The organism is Noviherbaspirillum album (assembly GCF_035916955.1).
Classification (GTDB): domain Bacteria; phylum Pseudomonadota; class Gammaproteobacteria; order Burkholderiales; family Burkholderiaceae_D; genus Noviherbaspirillum; species Noviherbaspirillum album.
The window spans coordinates 78207-96144 of record NZ_JAWIIV010000008.1; the positions used below are offsets into that span (position 1 = coordinate 78207).

At 61.2% G+C, this 17938-nt stretch carries 14 protein-coding genes; 5 read left to right on the forward strand and 9 right to left on the reverse strand.

Annotation, left to right across the window (positions count from 1 at the left end):
• Nucleotides 1-3: 3 nt before the first annotated feature.
• The 4 genes from bcsB (RY831_RS11645) to bcsR are packed head-to-tail and all read right to left on the reverse strand — an operon-like array spanning nt 4 to nt 6030.
• Nucleotides 4-2400 (reverse strand): cellulose biosynthesis cyclic di-GMP-binding regulatory protein BcsB, encoded by a 2397-nt coding sequence (gene bcsB / locus RY831_RS11645; protein WP_326506513.1) that lies wholly within the window; start codon nt 2398-2400, stop codon nt 4-6.
• Nucleotides 2397-5054, reverse strand: coding sequence for a UDP-forming cellulose synthase catalytic subunit (bcsA, locus tag RY831_RS11650; RefSeq protein ID WP_326506514.1), 2658 nt, complete (start codon nt 5052-5054; stop codon nt 2397-2399). Before bcsA ends, bcsB (RY831_RS11645) begins: the two co-directional genes overlap by 4 nt.
• Entirely contained in the window at nt 5054-5818 is a 765-nt protein-coding gene (gene bcsQ / locus RY831_RS11655; protein ID WP_326506515.1) for a cellulose biosynthesis protein BcsQ, read from the reverse strand. The genes bcsA and bcsQ overlap by 1 nt, the downstream gene beginning before the upstream one ends.
• Nucleotides 5819-5820: 2 nt before the next feature.
• A complete protein-coding gene (gene bcsR, locus RY831_RS11660; RefSeq protein ID WP_326506516.1) occupies nt 5821-6030 on the reverse strand; it encodes a BcsR/BcsP family cellulose biosynthesis protein in 210 nt (69 codons plus the stop codon).
• A gap of 216 nt (nt 6031-6246) precedes the next feature.
• On the opposite strand from bcsR, the gene bcsE reads away from it, so the two are divergent.
• From bcsE to bcsG, 3 genes are read left to right on the forward strand one after another with little or no spacing between them, the layout of a single operon-like run.
• Nucleotides 6247-7941, forward strand: a complete 1695-nt coding sequence (gene bcsE, locus RY831_RS11665) for a cellulose biosynthesis protein BcsE (protein ID WP_326506517.1) — start codon at nt 6247-6249, stop codon at nt 7939-7941.
• Nucleotides 7938-8117 (forward strand): hypothetical protein, encoded by a 180-nt coding sequence (locus RY831_RS11670; protein ID WP_326506518.1) that lies wholly within the window; start codon nt 7938-7940, stop codon nt 8115-8117. Before bcsE ends, RY831_RS11670 begins: the two co-directional genes overlap by 4 nt.
• A complete protein-coding gene (gene bcsG, locus RY831_RS11675) occupies nt 8114-9799 on the forward strand; it encodes a cellulose biosynthesis protein BcsG (RefSeq protein ID WP_326506519.1) in 1686 nt (561 codons plus the stop codon). Before RY831_RS11670 ends, bcsG begins: the two co-directional genes overlap by 4 nt.
• A gap of 50 nt (nt 9800-9849) precedes the next feature.
• On the opposite strand, the gene galU is transcribed toward bcsG, so the two are convergent.
• Nucleotides 9850-10713 (reverse strand): UTP--glucose-1-phosphate uridylyltransferase GalU, encoded by an 864-nt coding sequence (galU, locus tag RY831_RS11680; RefSeq protein ID WP_326506520.1) that lies wholly within the window; start codon nt 10711-10713, stop codon nt 9850-9852.
• A 159-nt stretch (nt 10714-10872) separates the two neighbouring features.
• Between galU and RY831_RS11685 the strand changes: the two genes are divergently transcribed.
• Both RY831_RS11685 and bcsB (RY831_RS11690) read left to right on the forward strand, forming a co-directional pair.
• Nucleotides 10873-11310: a surface-adhesin E family protein gene (locus RY831_RS11685; RefSeq protein ID WP_326506521.1), complete on the forward strand. Its 438-nt coding sequence runs from the start codon at nt 10873-10875 to the stop codon at nt 11308-11310.
• 73 nt (nt 11311-11383) lie between these two features.
• Nucleotides 11384-13678: a cellulose biosynthesis cyclic di-GMP-binding regulatory protein BcsB gene (bcsB, locus tag RY831_RS11690; protein ID WP_326506522.1), complete on the forward strand. Its 2295-nt coding sequence runs from the start codon at nt 11384-11386 to the stop codon at nt 13676-13678.
• A 44-nt stretch (nt 13679-13722) separates the two neighbouring features.
• Here bcsB (RY831_RS11690) and RY831_RS11695 read toward each other — a convergent pair whose 3' ends face one another.
• From RY831_RS11695 to RY831_RS11710, 4 genes are all read right to left on the reverse strand, one after another.
• Nucleotides 13723-14028 (reverse strand): hypothetical protein, encoded by a 306-nt coding sequence (locus RY831_RS11695; RefSeq protein WP_326506523.1) that lies wholly within the window; start codon nt 14026-14028, stop codon nt 13723-13725.
• Between the two features lie 148 nt (nt 14029-14176).
• Nucleotides 14177-15118, reverse strand: coding sequence for a DMT family transporter (locus RY831_RS11700; RefSeq protein ID WP_326506524.1), 942 nt, complete (start codon nt 15116-15118; stop codon nt 14177-14179).
• Nucleotides 15119-15246: 128 nt separating this feature from the next.
• On the reverse strand, nt 15247-16059 hold the full coding sequence (locus tag RY831_RS11705) for an AraC family transcriptional regulator (RefSeq protein ID WP_326506525.1): 813 nt from the start codon (nt 16057-16059) through the stop codon (nt 15247-15249).
• Nucleotides 16060-16123: 64 nt separating this feature from the next.
• On the reverse strand, nt 16124-17530 hold the full coding sequence (locus tag RY831_RS11710) for an NAD-dependent succinate-semialdehyde dehydrogenase (RefSeq protein ID WP_326506526.1): 1407 nt from the start codon (nt 17528-17530) through the stop codon (nt 16124-16126).
• Nucleotides 17531-17938: the final 408 nt, after the last annotated feature.

Sequence of the window (17938 nt, forward strand, 5' to 3'; positions counted from 1 at the left end):
GCATCATTCTTCACCTTTCGGGCGACGGGTGGTCAGCAGCTTCAACAGCTTCCAGAAGCCGAATACGGAAGCCACCAGCGCGGCCAGCATCACCGCCATCATCAGGATTGGGCGCTGGGTCAGCGGATACCAGAGCACGGTCCAGAACGGCAGGGTGCCGATGGTGTAGGTCTCGCCGGCCAGTACGCTTTCCGCCTTGTCGCCGCGTACGAAAGCGGCGCTGCCGTACATGGAGCGGGCAATGGCATCATTTTCCAGCACATCCAGCACGCGCGTCAGGTCGCGCGGCTCCACCGCGGTGACGGCGACCACGCTGCGGCCCGACGACAGCGGCGATTCGAAGCCGAGCAGCGCCGCCAGCGGGCCGTCGCCCTGAATATGCTCCTGGGTGGCTACATCGGGATCGGGCCGGGTGTCGAAGCCGAGCCAGTCGTACAGAAAATTCACAGAGCGCGCCGGCTGGCTGATGCGGCGGTTGGGGCCGGAAATGATGGCCGGAAGTTTTTCTCCCCACTTGGCGAGCAGGCTCTGGCCGGGGGCGGTGCCGATCAGCAGCAGGTCCTTGCCCTTGAGCGCGCTTTCGTCCTGCGGGCCGGCCACGCTGACCCGGGTCGCCGGGTAGCCGGTGGACTCTCCCATGCGGCCCAGCAGCGTCAGCATCACTTCGATGTCCTGCGCATTGGCGTTCTCCGGCATCACGACCGCGGTCTGGGCGAGATCGGCGTACTTGGTGAACGGGAAGCCGGCGTTCGAGAAGTAGCCGAGGTTGGGCATTTGCGCATAGTGCGGAAAGCCCGAGAAATCGATCGTCGAATCGGAGTCGATCATCGCCCGCACGTTCTCGACCTGCGTGTCGCGGCAGGCGCCCTCCTTGTGGTAGGTGAACGAGAACGAATACTGCATCTGGTTGCGGCTGCCCAGCTTGAACGGCGGGATCAGCATTTCCTTCTGCTCGCCCAGCATGGCGCCGTCGAGCAGCGGCAGCGGCAGGCGGATGAACTCGTTGCCCTGTCCGGCGGAGCGCAGGTTGACCGCCTGCACCAGCTCTTCATTGATGCCCATGCTCATGCGCGACTCGCTGGCGCGAATCGGCGGCGTATAGCGGAATTTCAAATCGACCGGAATGCCGCGGCTCTTCCAGGTGAACAGATCCGGCGGCATGCGCAGGTCGATGCGGATGGGATCGGGCACATGTCCGAACACCTGCAGCTGCTGCTGGAATTCGATCAGTTCGCCAAACTTCATCGGCCGGTCCAGGCGCACCCAGTTCGGCGCATCGTAGGCCTGGCGCGGCGCTTGCTCGCGCGACTGCTTGATGTCGACGTGGGTGCCCGAGACCACGGCATTGCCGAGCACCAGCGAGGTGGCGGCAGCCTTGAGGTCGTTGCCGTCGCGGCCGCTGATGAGCAGCAGCTTGGAAAACCCGTCGCCCGGATTGGTGATCACGCTGATGCCCGGACCGGCAAAGGGTTCCAGCTTGCTCAGGAAGCCGGGGCGCTCGGTATTGGTAGCAAACACCACCGCGTGCCCCCTTGGCGCGCTGTCGAGATGTGCCGGGAAGCGTGCACCCCGCCATTTGGCCAGCTTGCCGAACCAGGACGAGGTGATGCCCGCCGCGCGCAGCGTCTCGTAGGACGGCTTGGCGGCGAAGATGTAGGGCAGGCGCAAGCGTGCATTGTCGCGGCCGTCGAAGAAGGGTTCGGGCAGCGCCGCCAGGTCGCTCTTGAGCACGACTGGGCGCACCGACAGCTGCAGTTCGCTGCTGCCGCTGACGTCGGCCCACAGGCTGGTGTGCAGCGGGTCTTCGCATTCGTTGGCGTAATGGCCGACGAAGATCAGGTTCAGGTTGTTGTTGGAAGTGATGAAGCGGGGGTCGAGTTCGATATCCGCCACCAGCGGCTTGCCCGCGTCTTCCTTGGTGACCGGCAGTATCCTGACGACTTCGTCGTTGAGCACGATCTTCAGGTGCGACTGGCTGACGATCAGCGCCGGAGAATAGGAGTAGCGCAGGCGCAATGCAGCCTTTGTCACCAGTTCGTCGGCGCGCAGGCCGAAATTGATGGTGGCCTTGCCTTCGGTGGTGCGCAGCTTGAATACGTTGGTGTTGGCCAGCTTGCCCAGCGTCACGCGGCGCGTTTCGACCGGCAGGTCGGACGGATCGACGGCCGGCAGCGGCGCATCCGCCGGCATGGCCGGAACCGCCGGTGCCGATGTCGGCGCCCCATCGTCGGCAAGCTTCGTCTTTGTCCCGGCAGCGGTCGCCGTTTCGGCCGAAGGCAGCAGCGCAGCCGCCAGCGAGAGCGCAAGAATGGTGCGGGTAATCGGCAGGCCGCTTTTGCCGCGCCGGCCTGCTGGTGTTCGGCCGTGCGGCTGCGCCATCGGACAATGAGTGATTTTCATAGGTGATTATTGTTCTTGACAGGCTGCGGCGGTCGCGGCAGCAGGCTAGCGATCCAGTGCATCGCGGATGCGGCCTTCCGCGCCAGGGGCATCGAGGATGGAAGTGCATGTTCGGCAACCCGACGGTAGCCTTCGACGCCGGTCGTCAACACCTTGCGCAGGCCCAGCAGCGGCTTGTCGCGATGCCGGCCTTCGGCCCAGGACACCCAGGCGTCGGCGCGGGCGAAGGTGCATTGCACTAATGTCATTTGCTGTTCCGTGGTGCTCAGTTCCCAGCGCAGCCGCAGCCGCGTGGTGGACTGGCCTACGACACGCGCGGGGAAAGTAAATTCCTCGTCGCCGCGCCACAGGGAGACCATGACGAGTTCTTCCGCCGGGAGTTCCGGCACCTGCTCCATCTGCAGCGCGGCACCGCCCTCGGAAAAATCTTCGGTTTCGCAGCGCATGAGCTGACCGCCCGGCAGGTGCAGCACCGCCGGCAACCGCATGTTGACGCGATGCGAGCGGCGCACTTGCTTGGTTTCCGATGCCACCGAAATTGCCGCGCCGAGCAGCAGCACGTTGTAACCGGTCCAGAACAGGTTCAGCAGGGTGGTCGGAATCTCGTCGGCCGGGCCCCAGATGATGCGGCCGATGCCGACCACGAAGCCGAGCAGGTTGAGGCCCACAATGATCAGGTAGGGCAGGGAGATGGTCCAGTCGAAATAATTCTTTTCCACCAGGCCGCCCTTGGCGGTGACGTTGAACTTGCCTTTGTGCGGATCGAGCAGCGCCACCGTGGTCGGGCGCACGATGTACCATGCCAGCACAGTCTCATATACCTCCGCCCAGAAGGAGTGGCGGTGGCTGCCCTGAATGCGCGAATTGGTGATATTGGCATGCACCATGTGCGGGAGCACATAAAGGATGACCGAAATTGCCGGAGTATAAATGACGTAGGCGTGGAACAGCAGGAATGCCAGTGGCGCGGTCAGGAAGATCAGGCGCGGCCCGCCATTGAGGAAGTGCAGCATCGCGTTGCCGTAGCAGATGCGCTGCGCCCAGTTCAAGCCCTTGCCCAGAAACGGGTTGTCGAGCCGGAAGATCTGCGCCATGCCGCGCGCCCAGCGGATGCGCTGGCCGATATGGGCCGACAGGCTTTCCGTGGCCAGGCCCGCGGCCTGCGGCAGATTGATGTAGGCGGAGCGGTAGCCGAGTCGCTGCAGCTTGAGCGCGGTATGCGCATCCTCCGTCACGGTTTCCACCGCGATGCCGCCGACCTGTTCCAGCGGCCCGCGCTTGATCACCGCGCAGGAGCCGCAGAAGAATGTGGCGTTCCACAGGTCGTTGCCGTCCTGGATCACGCCGTAGAACAGTTCGCCTTCATTGGGCATGCTGCGGAACAGGCCGAGATTGCGCTCGAAGGGATCGGGCGAAAAGAAATGGTGCGGCGTCTGCAGCAGGGCCAGTTTCGGGTCGCGCACGAACCATCCCATGGTCGCCTGCAGGAAGGAGCGGGTCGGAATATGGTCGCAATCGAAGATGGCGATGTATTCGCCACTGGTCTTGGTCATTGCATGATTGAGGTTGCCCGCCTTCGCATGGAAGTTGTCGGGCCGGATGATATAGCCGATGCCGGCTTCCGCCGCGAAGCGCCTGAACTCGTCGCGCCTGCCGTCGTCGAGCAGGTAGATATTGATCTTGTCGCGCGGCCAGTCGATGCCTAGCGCGGCATAGACCGTAGGCATGACAACCTTGAGCGGTTCATTATAGGTCGGGATGAACACATCGACTGTCGGCCACACGCGATCGTCATCCGGCAGGGGCGTGGGTCCGCGCCGCAGCGGCCAGGACGTCTGCACGTATCCCAGCACCAGGATGATCCAGGTATAGATTTCGGCGAACAGCAGCAGCACGCCCCAGAAGAAGTCGAAAGTCTCGTCCCAATTGAGAGTGTAGGCGACGCGCCACCAAAGATAGCGGGTGGAAGCGGTCACGGAAAGAACGATGAGCAGCAGCGTGGCCACGGGGCCTGGAATGCGCCGGATCAGCATGGCGATGATCCACAGCAGCGTCACGAAGATCAGCTGGGCCAGCGTGCTGAACGGCGTGGTCACGCAAAGCAGCGCCAGCGTCGCGGCGCAGGCATAGGCGACGTAACGCACGGTCGGATGGTCCCAGATGCCGTGCCTGGCAAACTCTTCCGCCTTGGCTTCCATCGCATTGACGTCTGATGATGCATGGTTGACGCGCTTGCTCAGGCGCGCGGCGGCCTCGCGCAATGCATTCGGCATGGCCGAGGCCACCATCTTCAGCAGCATGTCCAGCGCCGGCTCGATCCGGCTTTTCCACGGGCGGGACGCCGGCAGCGGCTTGATCCTGACAATGAGCAGCCATGCCAGTTGCAGGGGAATGCGGATCATGTCGGCGGCGCGCGGACGGCGGAAATCGACATGCGGGAAACAATTGGAGAACAGTCCGCGCCAGGTCTCCGGGCGGGTCAGGGCGCCGTCGCGGAATAGCAGGCACAGCAGGATCGCCTGCCACGACTGGCACGGATCGATGCCCGCGGCGCGGAGAAGCCGTTCGAGGCGAGCGCGAACCAGGGTAGCAAGGCAGGCGACTTGCGACGATGTATCGGGTGAGGCGGATGAAGCAGATGAAGCGGACCGCATCAGGCATGCACCTCTTCATGTCCCAGGCGAGCCATGGTCCAGGTAGCCAATGCAGTAAAGTCATAGGCGGCCTGGCTGGAAGGGGCGAAGTCGAACACCGTCTGCTTGCAGGCCAGTGCCTCGCGCAAGGACTCGTCGCGGTGCACGACCACCGGGGAAAGCGATTGCTTGTGCTGGGTCCGCAGCAGCACGGAAATGTCGCGGTCAAGCCTGCGCGACGGGTCGAAACCGCTAAGCACTATCATGGTCGACGGGCCGTGCGCCATCCTGACTTCGGCCGCGATGCGGGTTGACGATGCATACGAGACGGTATCCGGACTGCAGACCAGCAGGACCATGTCGGCAGCGGCCAAGACCTGTTCGCGCAGTGCGGCCGGCATGCGCGGGCAGTCGCAGATGGTGATGGTGTCATGGGGCGCCTGGATGGCGGACAACTGATTCCTGAACCAGCCCGGATGTTCCCTCAGCCATCCGGTCAGTTGATCCAATGCCTCTTCGCTCGCCAGCTGGCCGAACGGCACGAAATCGACGCCGGTGGAACTGCGATAGGCCGACTTGTGCCAGTCGCGTCCATTCAACAGATCGGCCGCGAATCCTCCGTGGTCGTTCCACGGCATGCCGAAATGAAGACGCAGCAGGTTATCGGTGCAGAAGTCGAAGGCCAGCGTCTGGCGCTTCTGCATGTGAAGCGCCGTGGCAAGGTGCGCTGCGACGGTCGTCGCACCCGCGCCGCCAATCGCGCTGAGAACGGCAACGACCTTCATTGTTATTTCGCCGCAACGGCTGCGTTATCCGAGCCGATGCCTTCGATCTCGGCCAATAAGGGCCACCGGCAGGCAGCAATGACAGCCGCGTCCTGCCTCACTACCTCATGGTAGGTAGTCCGATTGGAATAATCGCCGAAATGCGAAAAAAGACTGTTGACGTCATTTTCCGCGGCGTAAGACTGTGGTTGCTTTGGGGCGTGCTGCGCCATAATTCGGGTCCATTATCAAAAAAATTGCATCGAAGCAATTTGCGTCCCGTTAGAGGGGGGACCTTGATGAATGTTCCTTCCGGCATTTTTTAGGCTAGACACGGAACCAAGTTGGTTGGGGGAAATCCGATACTTTCCTCCGATGCATATGGTAAATTCATTTCCAAGCAGTTACAAATGGTAACGCCAAATCTGTTTCAGAATTGAGCCAAATTCATGTTTTCCGACAACAATATTCCATCATTCGGCTGCAAATTGCGGTTGGAAGGCCTGTCGCCTGCTGCATTATTGCTGTCCGGGAATATTTATGCGGTAGCTGAAGAAGATGACCGTCTTGCCGCTTCGCTTATCTGGGGCACACTTGCCGAGAATTGCGGCAATGGCAATTCAAGTTGTCTCGTTTCCCTGTCCGACCCGGAAAAGACAATCGCTGCCAGCGCATTGGAAGAACAGATTCTGCCGTATTTTGAAAACCGGAAATTAACCGTGCTGGAGGCCGGCAGCGGCATTGAAAAATTATCTGCCAAGGCAAGGCTGCGCCGGTTTGTGGAAGAGTTGCAGCACTGGAAACTGGCGCGTCGACAACTGATCGTCGTCGACGGCGCGGAGTTGCTGTTCGCGGAATTAAATATTTCAGTGCTGCATACGCTTCGCGACTGGGCGGAACGGCACGGCAGCATCCTGCTGTTTGTTTTCCGCCAGGGCGGGCACAACAGTAATGAAGCGCTGGATGGCGTCGTCCGTTGGGCGCAATGCTTTGCCGGAATGGCGCGCATCAAGAGCCGCTATGGAGCAGCTTCATGGGAAATTTTCCATTGGTTCAATCCGGGCGGGTTGGTGGCCAATAAAACATTTCCGCTGCGTTGCGGGCCCGAAGGCTTGCTGGAAGTGATCGAGGAATCCAATTCCAGCATGCAGGCGGTGGAGCCCGCGGTCGACGAGACCCAGATCATCGCGGTGAGAACGGCATTCCTGCCGAAGGAAACCATGCCGGGCGAATGGCGGATCGTGAATGACGACCTGGAAGCCATGCCGGCCCTGGTATCCGGCGCGGTGGCCGCGACCGTGGTGCTTTCGTTTACTCCGTCCACCAATTTCAACCTTGTCGCACGCTGCGTGTTTGATCTGCGCAAGCAGTGCGGCCCGCGCTTGAAGATCGTCATTCGTGAAGTCAACTCGCGCTTCCGCTACAGCCAGGAAACACTCGCAGTGAGGCTTGGAGCGAACCTGATCGTGCCCGCCGAAATCAGCTATGTGCGCTTCCTCAGCCTGACTTCCATGGTGCAGGGCCAGGTATTTCCGCATAACCTGCCGGCCAGCTACGAAAAGGCGCTGGCCGACGCCATGCCCGAACAGGAGCAGGGTTACCTGGCGCCGGAGGATTTCACCCGTTCCGTGCAGACCATCCTGGAGCGCAGCCGCGTGCTCAATGTGCAGAACGCAATGGTGCGGCTGCCGCTGGCTTACGGCCTGCAGCCTTTCGACGCTCTGCGTTATTGCACGATCAAGCGCGACGGCGACCTTTGCACATCCGACGACACCAATGTCTATGTCTTTCTTTATGCCTGCCGGGAATCGGACATCGACAAGACGCTGGACCGCCTGTTCGGCCTGCCGGTCAGCGAACTGTTCTCCACCGAAGAACGCTACCTGACCGCGCGCGGGATCGAAGAAGGCATACAGGAATTCGAAGACCGCCGACTTGCCGGCAACTTCCCGGACCTGACGATTGAACTCGCGGCTATCGCAGAAGCTACAGTCCGACCCGAGCGGACCGCGGCGCCGCTCGCGGCGGTCGAGCAGAAAGGACCTGCGACGGTTCGCTACTCGGCCCCGCCACCGGCGGTGCGGCGTCCGCTGCCCCTGCGCGGCACGCCAACCCTGACTGATGTATCGGTAACAAACTCATGACCTTCACTGTTGCATTTCTGATCCTGATTGTCGGCATCGCGATCGGCTATCGTCTGCCGGGCCCGCTCGCGCGGCTCAAGGAATTCTACCGGCGGCAGACTTACAAGCCGGTCATGCTGCGCAGGTATGTCCATGGCAAGAACTCGCCGGTTTCCGCCAAGCGTGATGCGCAATGAAACTCGGTGACATGAACCAGGCCGCGCCGGAGGAGCCTGCGCAATCCGCGCCTGCATCCAATGGATCCAATGCATCCGGCGCACCCGAGGCTATTGCCGAGCCGTCCATCCGCCTGGGGGCCTGGAGCTTCTATTTCCTGGCGAAGATCCTGCTGTACTGGCGTGAACTGATCGGTTTTCACCCGCTGGAAAATATCGCCTTCGCCGCGTTCCTCCTGATGCCGGTGCGCTCGCGCACCGGGCGCTGGTTGCGCAATGCGGCGGCCGTGCCGCTGGCACTGACATTGCTGTACTACGATTCCTGGCTGCCGCCAATCGACCGCGTGCTGTCGCAGGCCACGCTGCTGTCGAATTTCAGCTTCGGCTATCTGCTTGAGCTGTCCGGCCGTTTCATCAGCTGGCCGGTGGTGGCGATGCTGGTGATCGGTTGGGTGGGCTACCGCATTGCCGCCCGCTACCTGCGCACCGGCGTCGCGGTCATGGCGGCCCTGCTCGCGCTGGCGATTTCGAGTTCGAGGGACGAGGTCAACATCGCCTCGGCCCCAGCCGCCTCCGGGCGGGAGGAGCCGGCAAGACAGGCTGCCGGGGCAGGCAGCGGCAATCTGGATGCCATGGTGCAGGAGTTCTATGCCGGCGAGGCGCAGCGCATTGTGCACTTCGCCAAGGCAGACCAGGGCGCGCCGTTCGACATCATCTTCCTGCATGTCTGTTCCCTGTCATGGGACGATCTGAGAGCCGTCGGGCTGGACTCCCATCCGATATGGAACAGTTTCGATTTCATGTTCCGCCAGTTCAATTCGGCGGCGTCGTATAGCGGTCCGGCTGCAATACGCATCAATCGCGCTACCTGCGGGCAGACGCCGCACAAGTCGCTTTACACTCCGGCGGCCGACAGCTGCTATCTGATGCCGAGTCTGAAGCAGGCGGGTTTCGAGACCAACATTGCGCTCAACCATGACGGACACTTTGACGACTTCCTGACGGAGATCCGCAAGCAGGGAGTCAACGCGCCATTAATGCCGCTCAATGGTGTTGCGGTTCCGCAGCGGGGTTTCGACAATTCCCCGATCTATGACGACTACGGCGTGTTGTCGCGCTGGCTCGAAACGCGGCAGAAAACCGATGCGGAGCGGGTTGCACTGTTTTACAACACGATCAGTCTGCATGACGGCAACAAGATCGTGTCGGGACCGGATTCGAAACTGAACAGCTTCGCCAGCTACAAGCCGCGCGTGGAAAAGCTGCTCAACGATATCAACGGATTCATGGAGCAGATCCGAAAGAGTGGAAGACGCGCTATTGTCGTCGTCGTGCCCGAGCATGGCGCCGCGCTGCGTGGCGACAAGTTCCAGATAGCAGGGCTGCGGGAGATACCGACGCCGCTCGTGACCACCGTTCCGGTGGGCGTCAAGGTCATTGGGCCGGATGCCGTGCGCACTGGCAGCAGCGCACAAATCATGGAGCCGGCCAGCTATGTCAGCCTGTCGCAAATGATTGCTCAGATGATTGCAAAATCGCCTTACGGCGAAGCCGGCTTCTCGCCGGCCGACTACACCGAAAGCATGACTCCTACCGAGTTCGTGGCAGAGAACGAAGGCATGGTCATGGTGAGGCGCGATAACCGCTTCTACCTGAAGCAGGGCAGCGATGGATGGAAGGAGTATGTGAACCCGGCGAATTGAACGTTGATGGACAAGTTCGGTTGCGCCGGGCCTTGCCGCCCTGGCAGGCTTTACTGGCTGTCCAGCCAGCGGCTGAACTGTTCGCCCACTTCGAGATGCTTGCGGCCGAGATCGACCGTGGCTTGCAGGTAGCCCAGCTTGGAGCCGCAGTCGTAACGGGTGCCTTCATAGCGGCAGGCTACGACGGCTTCGTCGGCGATCAGCGAGGCGATGCCATCGGTCAGCTGTATTTCATTGCCGCTGCCGCGCTCGATCCGTTCGAGATGATGGAAGATGCGCGGCGAGAGCACATAGCGTCCGACCACCGCGAGCGTCGACGGCGCGGCATCGGGATGCGGTTTCTCGACGATATGCTCGACGCGCTCGATGCGCTCCGACACGGTCTGGCCGCGGACGATGCCGTAGCTGCCGGTTTCATGGCGCGGCACGTTTTGCACGCCCAGCACGGATGCATTGTGTTCGGCGGCGACATCCATCAATTGACCGAGCACCGGTTTGTCGCTGTCGATGAGGTCGTCGGCCAGCACCACCGCGAAAGGTTCGTCGCCAATCACGTTCTTGGCGCACAGGACAGCATGGCCCAGGCCGAGCGCGCGCGACTGACGAATGTAGACGCAGCGTACGTTGGACGGCAGCATGTCGCGGACCAGCGCGAGCAACTTGTCGTTGTTCCTTGCGGCGAGTTCCGCTTCGAGTTCGTAGGCGGTGTCGAAGTGGTCTTCGATCGCGCGTTTGCTGCGTCCCGTGATGAAGATCATATCGGTGATGCCGGAGCGGATCGCTTCCTCGACGGCAAACTGGATGAGCGGCTTGTCGACGATGGGAAGCATTTCCTTCGGATTGGCTTTTGTCGCGGGAAGGAAGCGCGTTCCAAGGCCGGCAACCGGAAATACGGCTTTTCGGATTTTCTGCATGGTAGTTGTGTGCTAGGCTGCGTGAGAATTGGACATGCCGGCAGGGGCGCGGGCGGCATTGAAAATTGTGAACTTAATTTAACACTATTGAAATGGTCTGTGTTGGCTTTTGCTCCAACTCGTGCTGGACACGGCGGTACTGCAATAAGTTTCTAATATATGGTAAACACCAAAATTTTCGCGGCCATGCTGCTGTTGTCGGCCGCTTCGATGAGCGAGGCCAAGGTCAACTGGATACGTCTCGGCGAGAACGCGCGCGCGGAAATTTTCATCGACTCCGCCAATATCGAAAGACCTCCCGGCTATGTCAAGGCCTGGACCATGCTCTCCTTCAAAACGAAGCAGCGCGGCGGATGGCGTTCGGAGCGGCGCATGTTCATGTTTTCCTGCAAGGACCGCACGCTGGAATGGCAGCAGTCGATGTATCAGGCTGAACCGATGGGCGAAGGCGATTTTCTCCATTCGCGCTCATTGAACCGCTACGGGGTCGGCGACTTGCGCCTGGTGGAACTCGATCCGAGCACGAAGGATGAAAGCGTGTACAAGGACGCCGTGCCCGAGTCCGAGTTCATTGCCGTTTTCAAGGGCCTCTGTTGAGCGGCACCGATTATCAAGCATGTTGCGGCGGGCGCTTCGGCGGACTTGCCCGCACGGTATTCAAAGTCGTCAGATGATTTTCCTTCGTATTCTCGGCGTGCTGTTTTTACTGCTTGGCGCATCGCAGCCGATGGCACAGTCAAGACAAGCCGACAAGCCGGCAGCAACAGGTGCGGCAGCCCCTGCTGTACCCGCTGCTGTTCCCGCTGCGGTCGTGCCGCAGCCGACCAGCAAGCGCAACTTCGGTTTTTCCGCGCTGGACAGCAAGCCGCTGATGAGGCTGGTCCCCACCGACGGCCCGCCTTCGATCGGCTTTGGCTTGCGCAGGGATGAAAAGCCGGTCAAGGCGGTGTTCAGGATCAAGAACACTTTCTCTCCTGCGCTCATTCCGGAGCAGTCTCATATCCGCGTTCTGCTCAACCAGGAAGTGGTCGGCACCGTGCAGATGAACCGGCAGACCGCGGGCAAGCAGACCAGCAAGGAGTTCGAACTCGATCCGACGCTGCTTCGCGAGTACAACAATCTGACGCTGGAATTCGTCGGCCATTACACGAACGAATGCGAAGACCCCCTGCACACCAATCTGTGGGCCGACATCGGCAAGGGTAGCGAGGTCGAACTCACGGTGCAGCGGGTACGGATCGAGGACGACCTGGCGCTGCTTCCCGAACCCTTCTTCGACAAGCAGGAACTGATCCGCCTCAAGCTGCCGTACGTATTCGCCGCCAAGCCTTCCCATGCAACCCTCAGGGCCGCCGGCATCACCGCATCCTGGTTTGGCAAGCTGGCCGGATGGCGCAATGCGCGCTTCCCCGCGCATCTCGATTCCCTGCCGGCGGGTCATGCGGTGGTTTTCGCAACCAACGCAGAGCGCCCGGCATTCCTCGCCACGGAGCCGCCGTTCGCCGGCCCTGCGCTGCGCATCATGGCCAATCCCTCTGACGGCATTTCCAAACTGCTGCTTGTCAGCGGAGCCGATGCCGACGATCTGGCGGTAGCGGCGCGCTCGCTGGTGCTCGGCAATGCCGCGTTGTCGGGAAGGCAGGCCGAGATCCGCGAGACCGGCGCCGCGGTGCGGCGCAAGCCCTATGACGCGCCCAACTGGGTCCGCGTCGACCGGCCGATGAAGTTCGGCGAGCTGATCGACTCGCCGCAGCAGCTGCAGGTGTACGGGCATGTGCCCGAACCCGTGCGTGTCAGCCTGCGAATTCCCCCGGACCTGTTCACCTGGCGCAGCCGCGGCGTGCCAGTGGACCTCAAGTTCCGTTATACGCCTCCCGTGCGTACCATCGACTCCATGCTCGGCATGAGCATCAACGGCGAACTGGTGCAATCGGTGAACCTGCGTTCCACCGGCCAGGGTGGCGAGTCCGCGCGCGTTATCCTGCCGCTGCTCGACGGCGGCCTGCTCGGCGACAGCCGGGAAATGCTGATCCCGGCGTTCAAGCTGGGCAGCCGCAATCAGCTGCAGTATGCGTTCAGTTTCAGCTATCACACCGCGGGCAACTGCCGCGATACGCAGATCGAAAATATCCGGGCAATGATCGACTCCGACTCCCGGATCGATTTCTCCGGTTACCCGCATTACGCGGAAATGCCTCACCTCGGCTACTTCTCGACAGCAGGTTATCCGTTCACCAAGTATGCGGATCTATCGGAAACGGTGATCGTGCTGCCCGAAAACGTGTCGGCCACCGACATTGAAGTGATGCTTTCCTTGCTGGGCCGCATGGGAGAGTCCACGGGCCATCCGGCAACCTATGTCCAGGTGACTGGCCCGAAGGACGAAGCGCAGTTCGTCAACCGCGACCTGCTGGTGATCGGCCCCGAGCGCCAGCAGGCATTTCTCGACAAATGGCGCAGGCTTGTGCCTGCTGTCATCACCGGGCCGCAGCAGAAGGTGATGCGGCCCGAGAATTCGCTGAGCTGGTTCAACAACCTGCTCGACGATGCGGTCACCGACAGGAGAGCCGCGCAAAAACAGAAGCATCTCAGGGGCGATGGCCCGTTGGCCGCAATGCTGGGATTCGAATCGCCTTATACGGCGGGACGCAGCGTCGTCGTCGTGACCTCGGCGGAGCCGGGCGATGCCGCCCAGGTGCTCGATACCCTGAATAATGACGACATCGCTAAGACACTGCATGGCAGCGTGGTGCTGATGCACGGCGGTGTCGTGGAAAGCATCTTCGCGGGCAAGACCTATGCGGTGGGCGAGCTGCCGATCTGGACCGCGATCTGGTTCCCGTTGTCGGACCGGCCGGTGCTGCTGGCGATCATGTCGGTGATCGCGGTTCTTGTGTTCGCTTTCGCGTTGTGGCGTTCGCTGAGGGCGGTCGCCGCACGCCGTCTGCGGGAGAGCGGCGAGTAAGCGTCGCGGATCCGACAGGTCCGCGCGCTCCGTTTGAATGAAGCTTACTTCTCCGTCTGCAGCTTGAAGCGCAGGCGGCGCTCGGCTTCAAGTTCTTCCCTGGTCATGGCGCCGGTTTTCAGCAGCACGTTGTTCATGAATTCATGGCGCTGCCCCGGCGTATGTTGAAGCGCCATCACGTAGCCATCATTCAAGCCCTTGAGATGCTGCGACTGGGTGCCGAGCTTGGAACCCTTTTCCAGCCCATGGCGATAACCGATCATGCGCCCGCTCTGATAGGCGGCCCAGTAAATCAGCGCGCCGCCGATGCCGATCACGAAAAGAAGTGCCAGGACAATATCGTTGCTCATGGAAATGTTCTCTTGCGGAAAAGGCGAATGTTACACCGTCACGATGCTTCGCGTCATCGCCTTTTTCCGCGCAAGGCCTTGTTGTCAAAGGGCGTAATGCGATTGGCAATACATATTGATAAGACATTTCCATGATGCGCTTGAGCATTCAGACCTGCCTTGACGACGCGGCTTGGCCCGCATCGGGCACGTCTTTCTCCTTCCTTTTGCCCTTTGATGCCCATCCAAGCATGAAGACCGCCATCAACACACAAGCAATTCCCGCGACCTGGTTCCAGCCGACGTGTTCGTCGAGCATCAGCACCGCCAGCACCAATGCCGATAGCGGCGCGAAGGCCGTGAACAAAGAGGCTTCGGCACCGCTCACGCGCGCGGTGCCTGCGTACCAGAGCAGGAAGCCGCCAACGGTCGGCACCAGAGCGTAGTAGGCCACCGCCCCCAGCGACAAGGCGGTGACCGAAAACATGTCCGGCAGTTCAAAGGCCGCCGGAACCAGCGCGGCGGCGAGGCCGAGTCCGGTCATCAAGGTCGATTGCACCAGCGGTGAAATGCTGACCCTGAGCCGCTTGTTGAGAAGAATGAACAAGCCTTCGCAGACCACTGCGCCGAAGATTAGTGCATTGCCCGCATTGCCCGAAAGCGAGGCAGCGTCTCCCGCGTCGCCGCGAATCACGATGGAGAGTACGCCGAGCGCGGCAAGCGCAATTGCCGCCAGCGTCGCAAGGCTTGGCCGTTCTCCGAGGATGATGATGGAAATCGCCGCCGACACCACTGGCAGCGTGCCGATGATCACGCCTGCATCCGCGGCCGAACTCATGCGCATGCCCGAGATCAACAGCGTCGTATAGCCGACACTGCCGGCGACCGCCTGTACCAGCAGGATCAGCCAATCGTGCCGGGTCAGAGTCGGCCACGGTGCCGAAGTCAGGCGCATCAGTATCAGAAACAAGGGAAAGGCGATGGCGAAGCGCAACGCGGTGGCGATAAACGGCGGCAGGCCGCCTGCGATCAGCTTGCTGGCAACGACGGTGCTGCCTACCAAAATCATTGCGGATACAAGATAACAATAGCCCGACAGGCGCTGCGACATGACGGCTCCTTTGCATGTGAAAGGCGCAGCATAGTCGGGCGATGGTGAGGTTGGCTTGAACGAAATTGCAGGCAGGGCGGAGTTCGTGCAATCAGGCCGGCGATCCGGCAATCCGGCGCTCCGTTCGTTCAGCTGATGGCATCCGCATAGGCGCGCGGCGAGATGCCGTACTTGCGGACGAAGATGCGCGTCATGTGGCTCTGGTCGGCAAAACCGCTGCCGGCTGCCGCCTCCGCCAGCGGACTGCCGTGCGCAATCATGCGGCGCGCCGCATCGATGCGCCGCTGGATCAGGTAGGCATGCGGGGTCATTCCCAGCGCGCGGGAAAAGCCCCGCACTACCTGGAAACGGCTGAGTCCCGTGACGCGCGACAGGTCTTCAAGACTGACCGCTGCGCATGGATCGTCATCGATAAGCGCCCGGGCCGTGCGGATTGCCGCAGGCACCATCAGCCGCTTGCCGGCGTCGGCGCGCGCGCATCGCGCGTCGGCCAGCAGCAGCAACAGCGATTCCTCGCACAGCAGGGATTGCGCATTCATCCCGCCGCCTGTGACGGCGGCATACAAGCGATGAAAATGCGCGGCGAGCGCACCGCTGCGGATCACGGGAAATGAAAATTCATAGGCGGACGACTTGCCTTCGCTGATGTCGGCGCTTATGTTCCCGACGATGGCGGGCTCGAAATACAGAATCTTCCATGTACGTTCCGCGCCGCCGACCGGCGCGCCGTCATGCACCTCGCCGGGATTGACGGTAATGGTGTCGCCGCGGGCGGCCTCGACCTTGCCGCGGCCGCTGTGCGAGGTATGCGCCCCCTGCATGATGACGCCGAGGCCGAACTGCTCATGCGTATGCCGCGCGAAGCTGCGCCGCGTTCTTGCTTCCACTGCATGGATGCCTGCCACGCCGCAGCGGGGCATTCTGAAATCGGCTTGTGTCATTCGACTCGGCTCCGGGTTTGGATGCCGCCATTCTACGCCGGGTAGCTGCGGGGCGGCGTGCGCTTCACTCCGGCTGGCTGCTTGATGCGTGTGCCGCCGATGCCGCCTGCGATTTTGCGTGATACACCGTTTTCACATTGACGAATTCCTGGATGCCGAACCAGGAAAGCTCCCGTCCATATCCCGATTGCTTGACGCCGCCGAACGGAAGCCGCACGTCCGACTTCACAAAAGCGTTGATGAACACGCTGCCGGCTTCGATGCGCCGAGCAATCCTGTCGGCACGCGCCTTGTCGCGCGTGAATAGCGCGGCGCCCAGGCCGAACGGCGACTGGTTCGCGAGCTCAATCGCATGGTCTTCATCATCGGCTTCGATGATGGCCGCCACCGGCCCGAAGATTTCCTCGTCGAACGCGACCACGCCGGGCTTCACGTTGCCCAGCACCGTCGGCGGATAGTATGCGCCTTCGCCAGCCGGCACTTTTCCGCCCATGAGCAAGCTTGCCCCTTCCCGCAGGCTCTGCTCCACCTGCTGGTGAATCTGGTCGCGCAGATCGATGCGCGCCATCGGGCCGATGTCCGAGCTGTCGTCGCGCGGATCGCCATGACGGATGCGTGCGAAGCGCTCGACATACGCGCGTTCGAATTGCGGCCGCAGCTTTTTGTCGACGATGAAGCGCTTGGCAGCGATGCAGCTTTGCCCGCCATTGATGAGGCGGCTCTTGACGCAGAGATCGACGGCGGCGTCGAGATCGGCATCGTCGAGCACCAGGTAGGCATCGCTGCCGCCAAGTTCAAGCACGGTCTTCTTCAGCTCGGCGCCGGCGATCGACGCCACCGAGCGCCCGGCCGGCGTGCTGCCGGTCAAGGTGACCGCCTTGATGGCCGGATGCCGGATGACGCGTTCTACGTTCGCGCTCTCTATCAGCAGCGAAGAGAATGCATGCTGGGGAAAGCCGGCGGCACGGAAGATATCCTGGATCGCGAGCGAGCATCCGGTTACGTTCGACGCATGCTTGAGCACGCCGACGTTGCCGGCCATCAGTGCCGGTGCGGCGAAGCGGAATACTTGCCAGAACGGAAAATTCCACGGCATGATCGCCAGCACCGGACCGAGCGGATCGAAGGCGATATAACTGTCCTCTGCATCGGTGGGAATGGTTTGACGGGTGAGAAAGCGCTCTGCATTGTCGGCATAGTAGTCGCAGCAGCCGGCGCATTTCTCGATTTCCGCGATGCCGTCGCGGACCACCTTGCCCATCTCGTCGGCCATCAGCTCGGCCAGTTGCTGCCTGCGTTCGCGCAGGATTCCGCTCGCACGCTTCATCAACGACGCGCGATCGGCGAAGCCGCTCCTTCTCCAGTCGTCGAATGCCGCTGCAGCCATGGCGAGCTGCCGGTCTATCTGCGTATCGTCTTGCGTGTCATAGGAACGGATGAGCCGGCCGGAATGCGGGTTGATGCTTTTCATTGAGAACACCAGAATAATTTAACGTGCATTAAGAAAATACTTTCGAATACCTTATTGAAACTCTTGTGAGAGTAGGCGTCCTCGCCTGCTTTTTCAATATTTCTTTATGTCATAAAACACTCGGCTTGCTTAAGATCAGCTGACCTGATTCATTGAATTAGCCCGGCATTAATTATCGGATACGGTCAACCATTTTTCCTTTGGAAAGTGAACTTCGACACCAATTCCATTAATGTTGAAACATCGGTTTTGCCAACAGGTCTAAATCGGTTAACTACTCTGTGTTCAAGGGTAAAAAAGTTCTGCTGGGCTGAGTATTTGCATTGAATACGGAAGTCTCATGCAGGTAGCGTCGTCTTGTGTTCAATCGCATCGTATAGAAACACCTTTCTGGACATGAGCCTCATC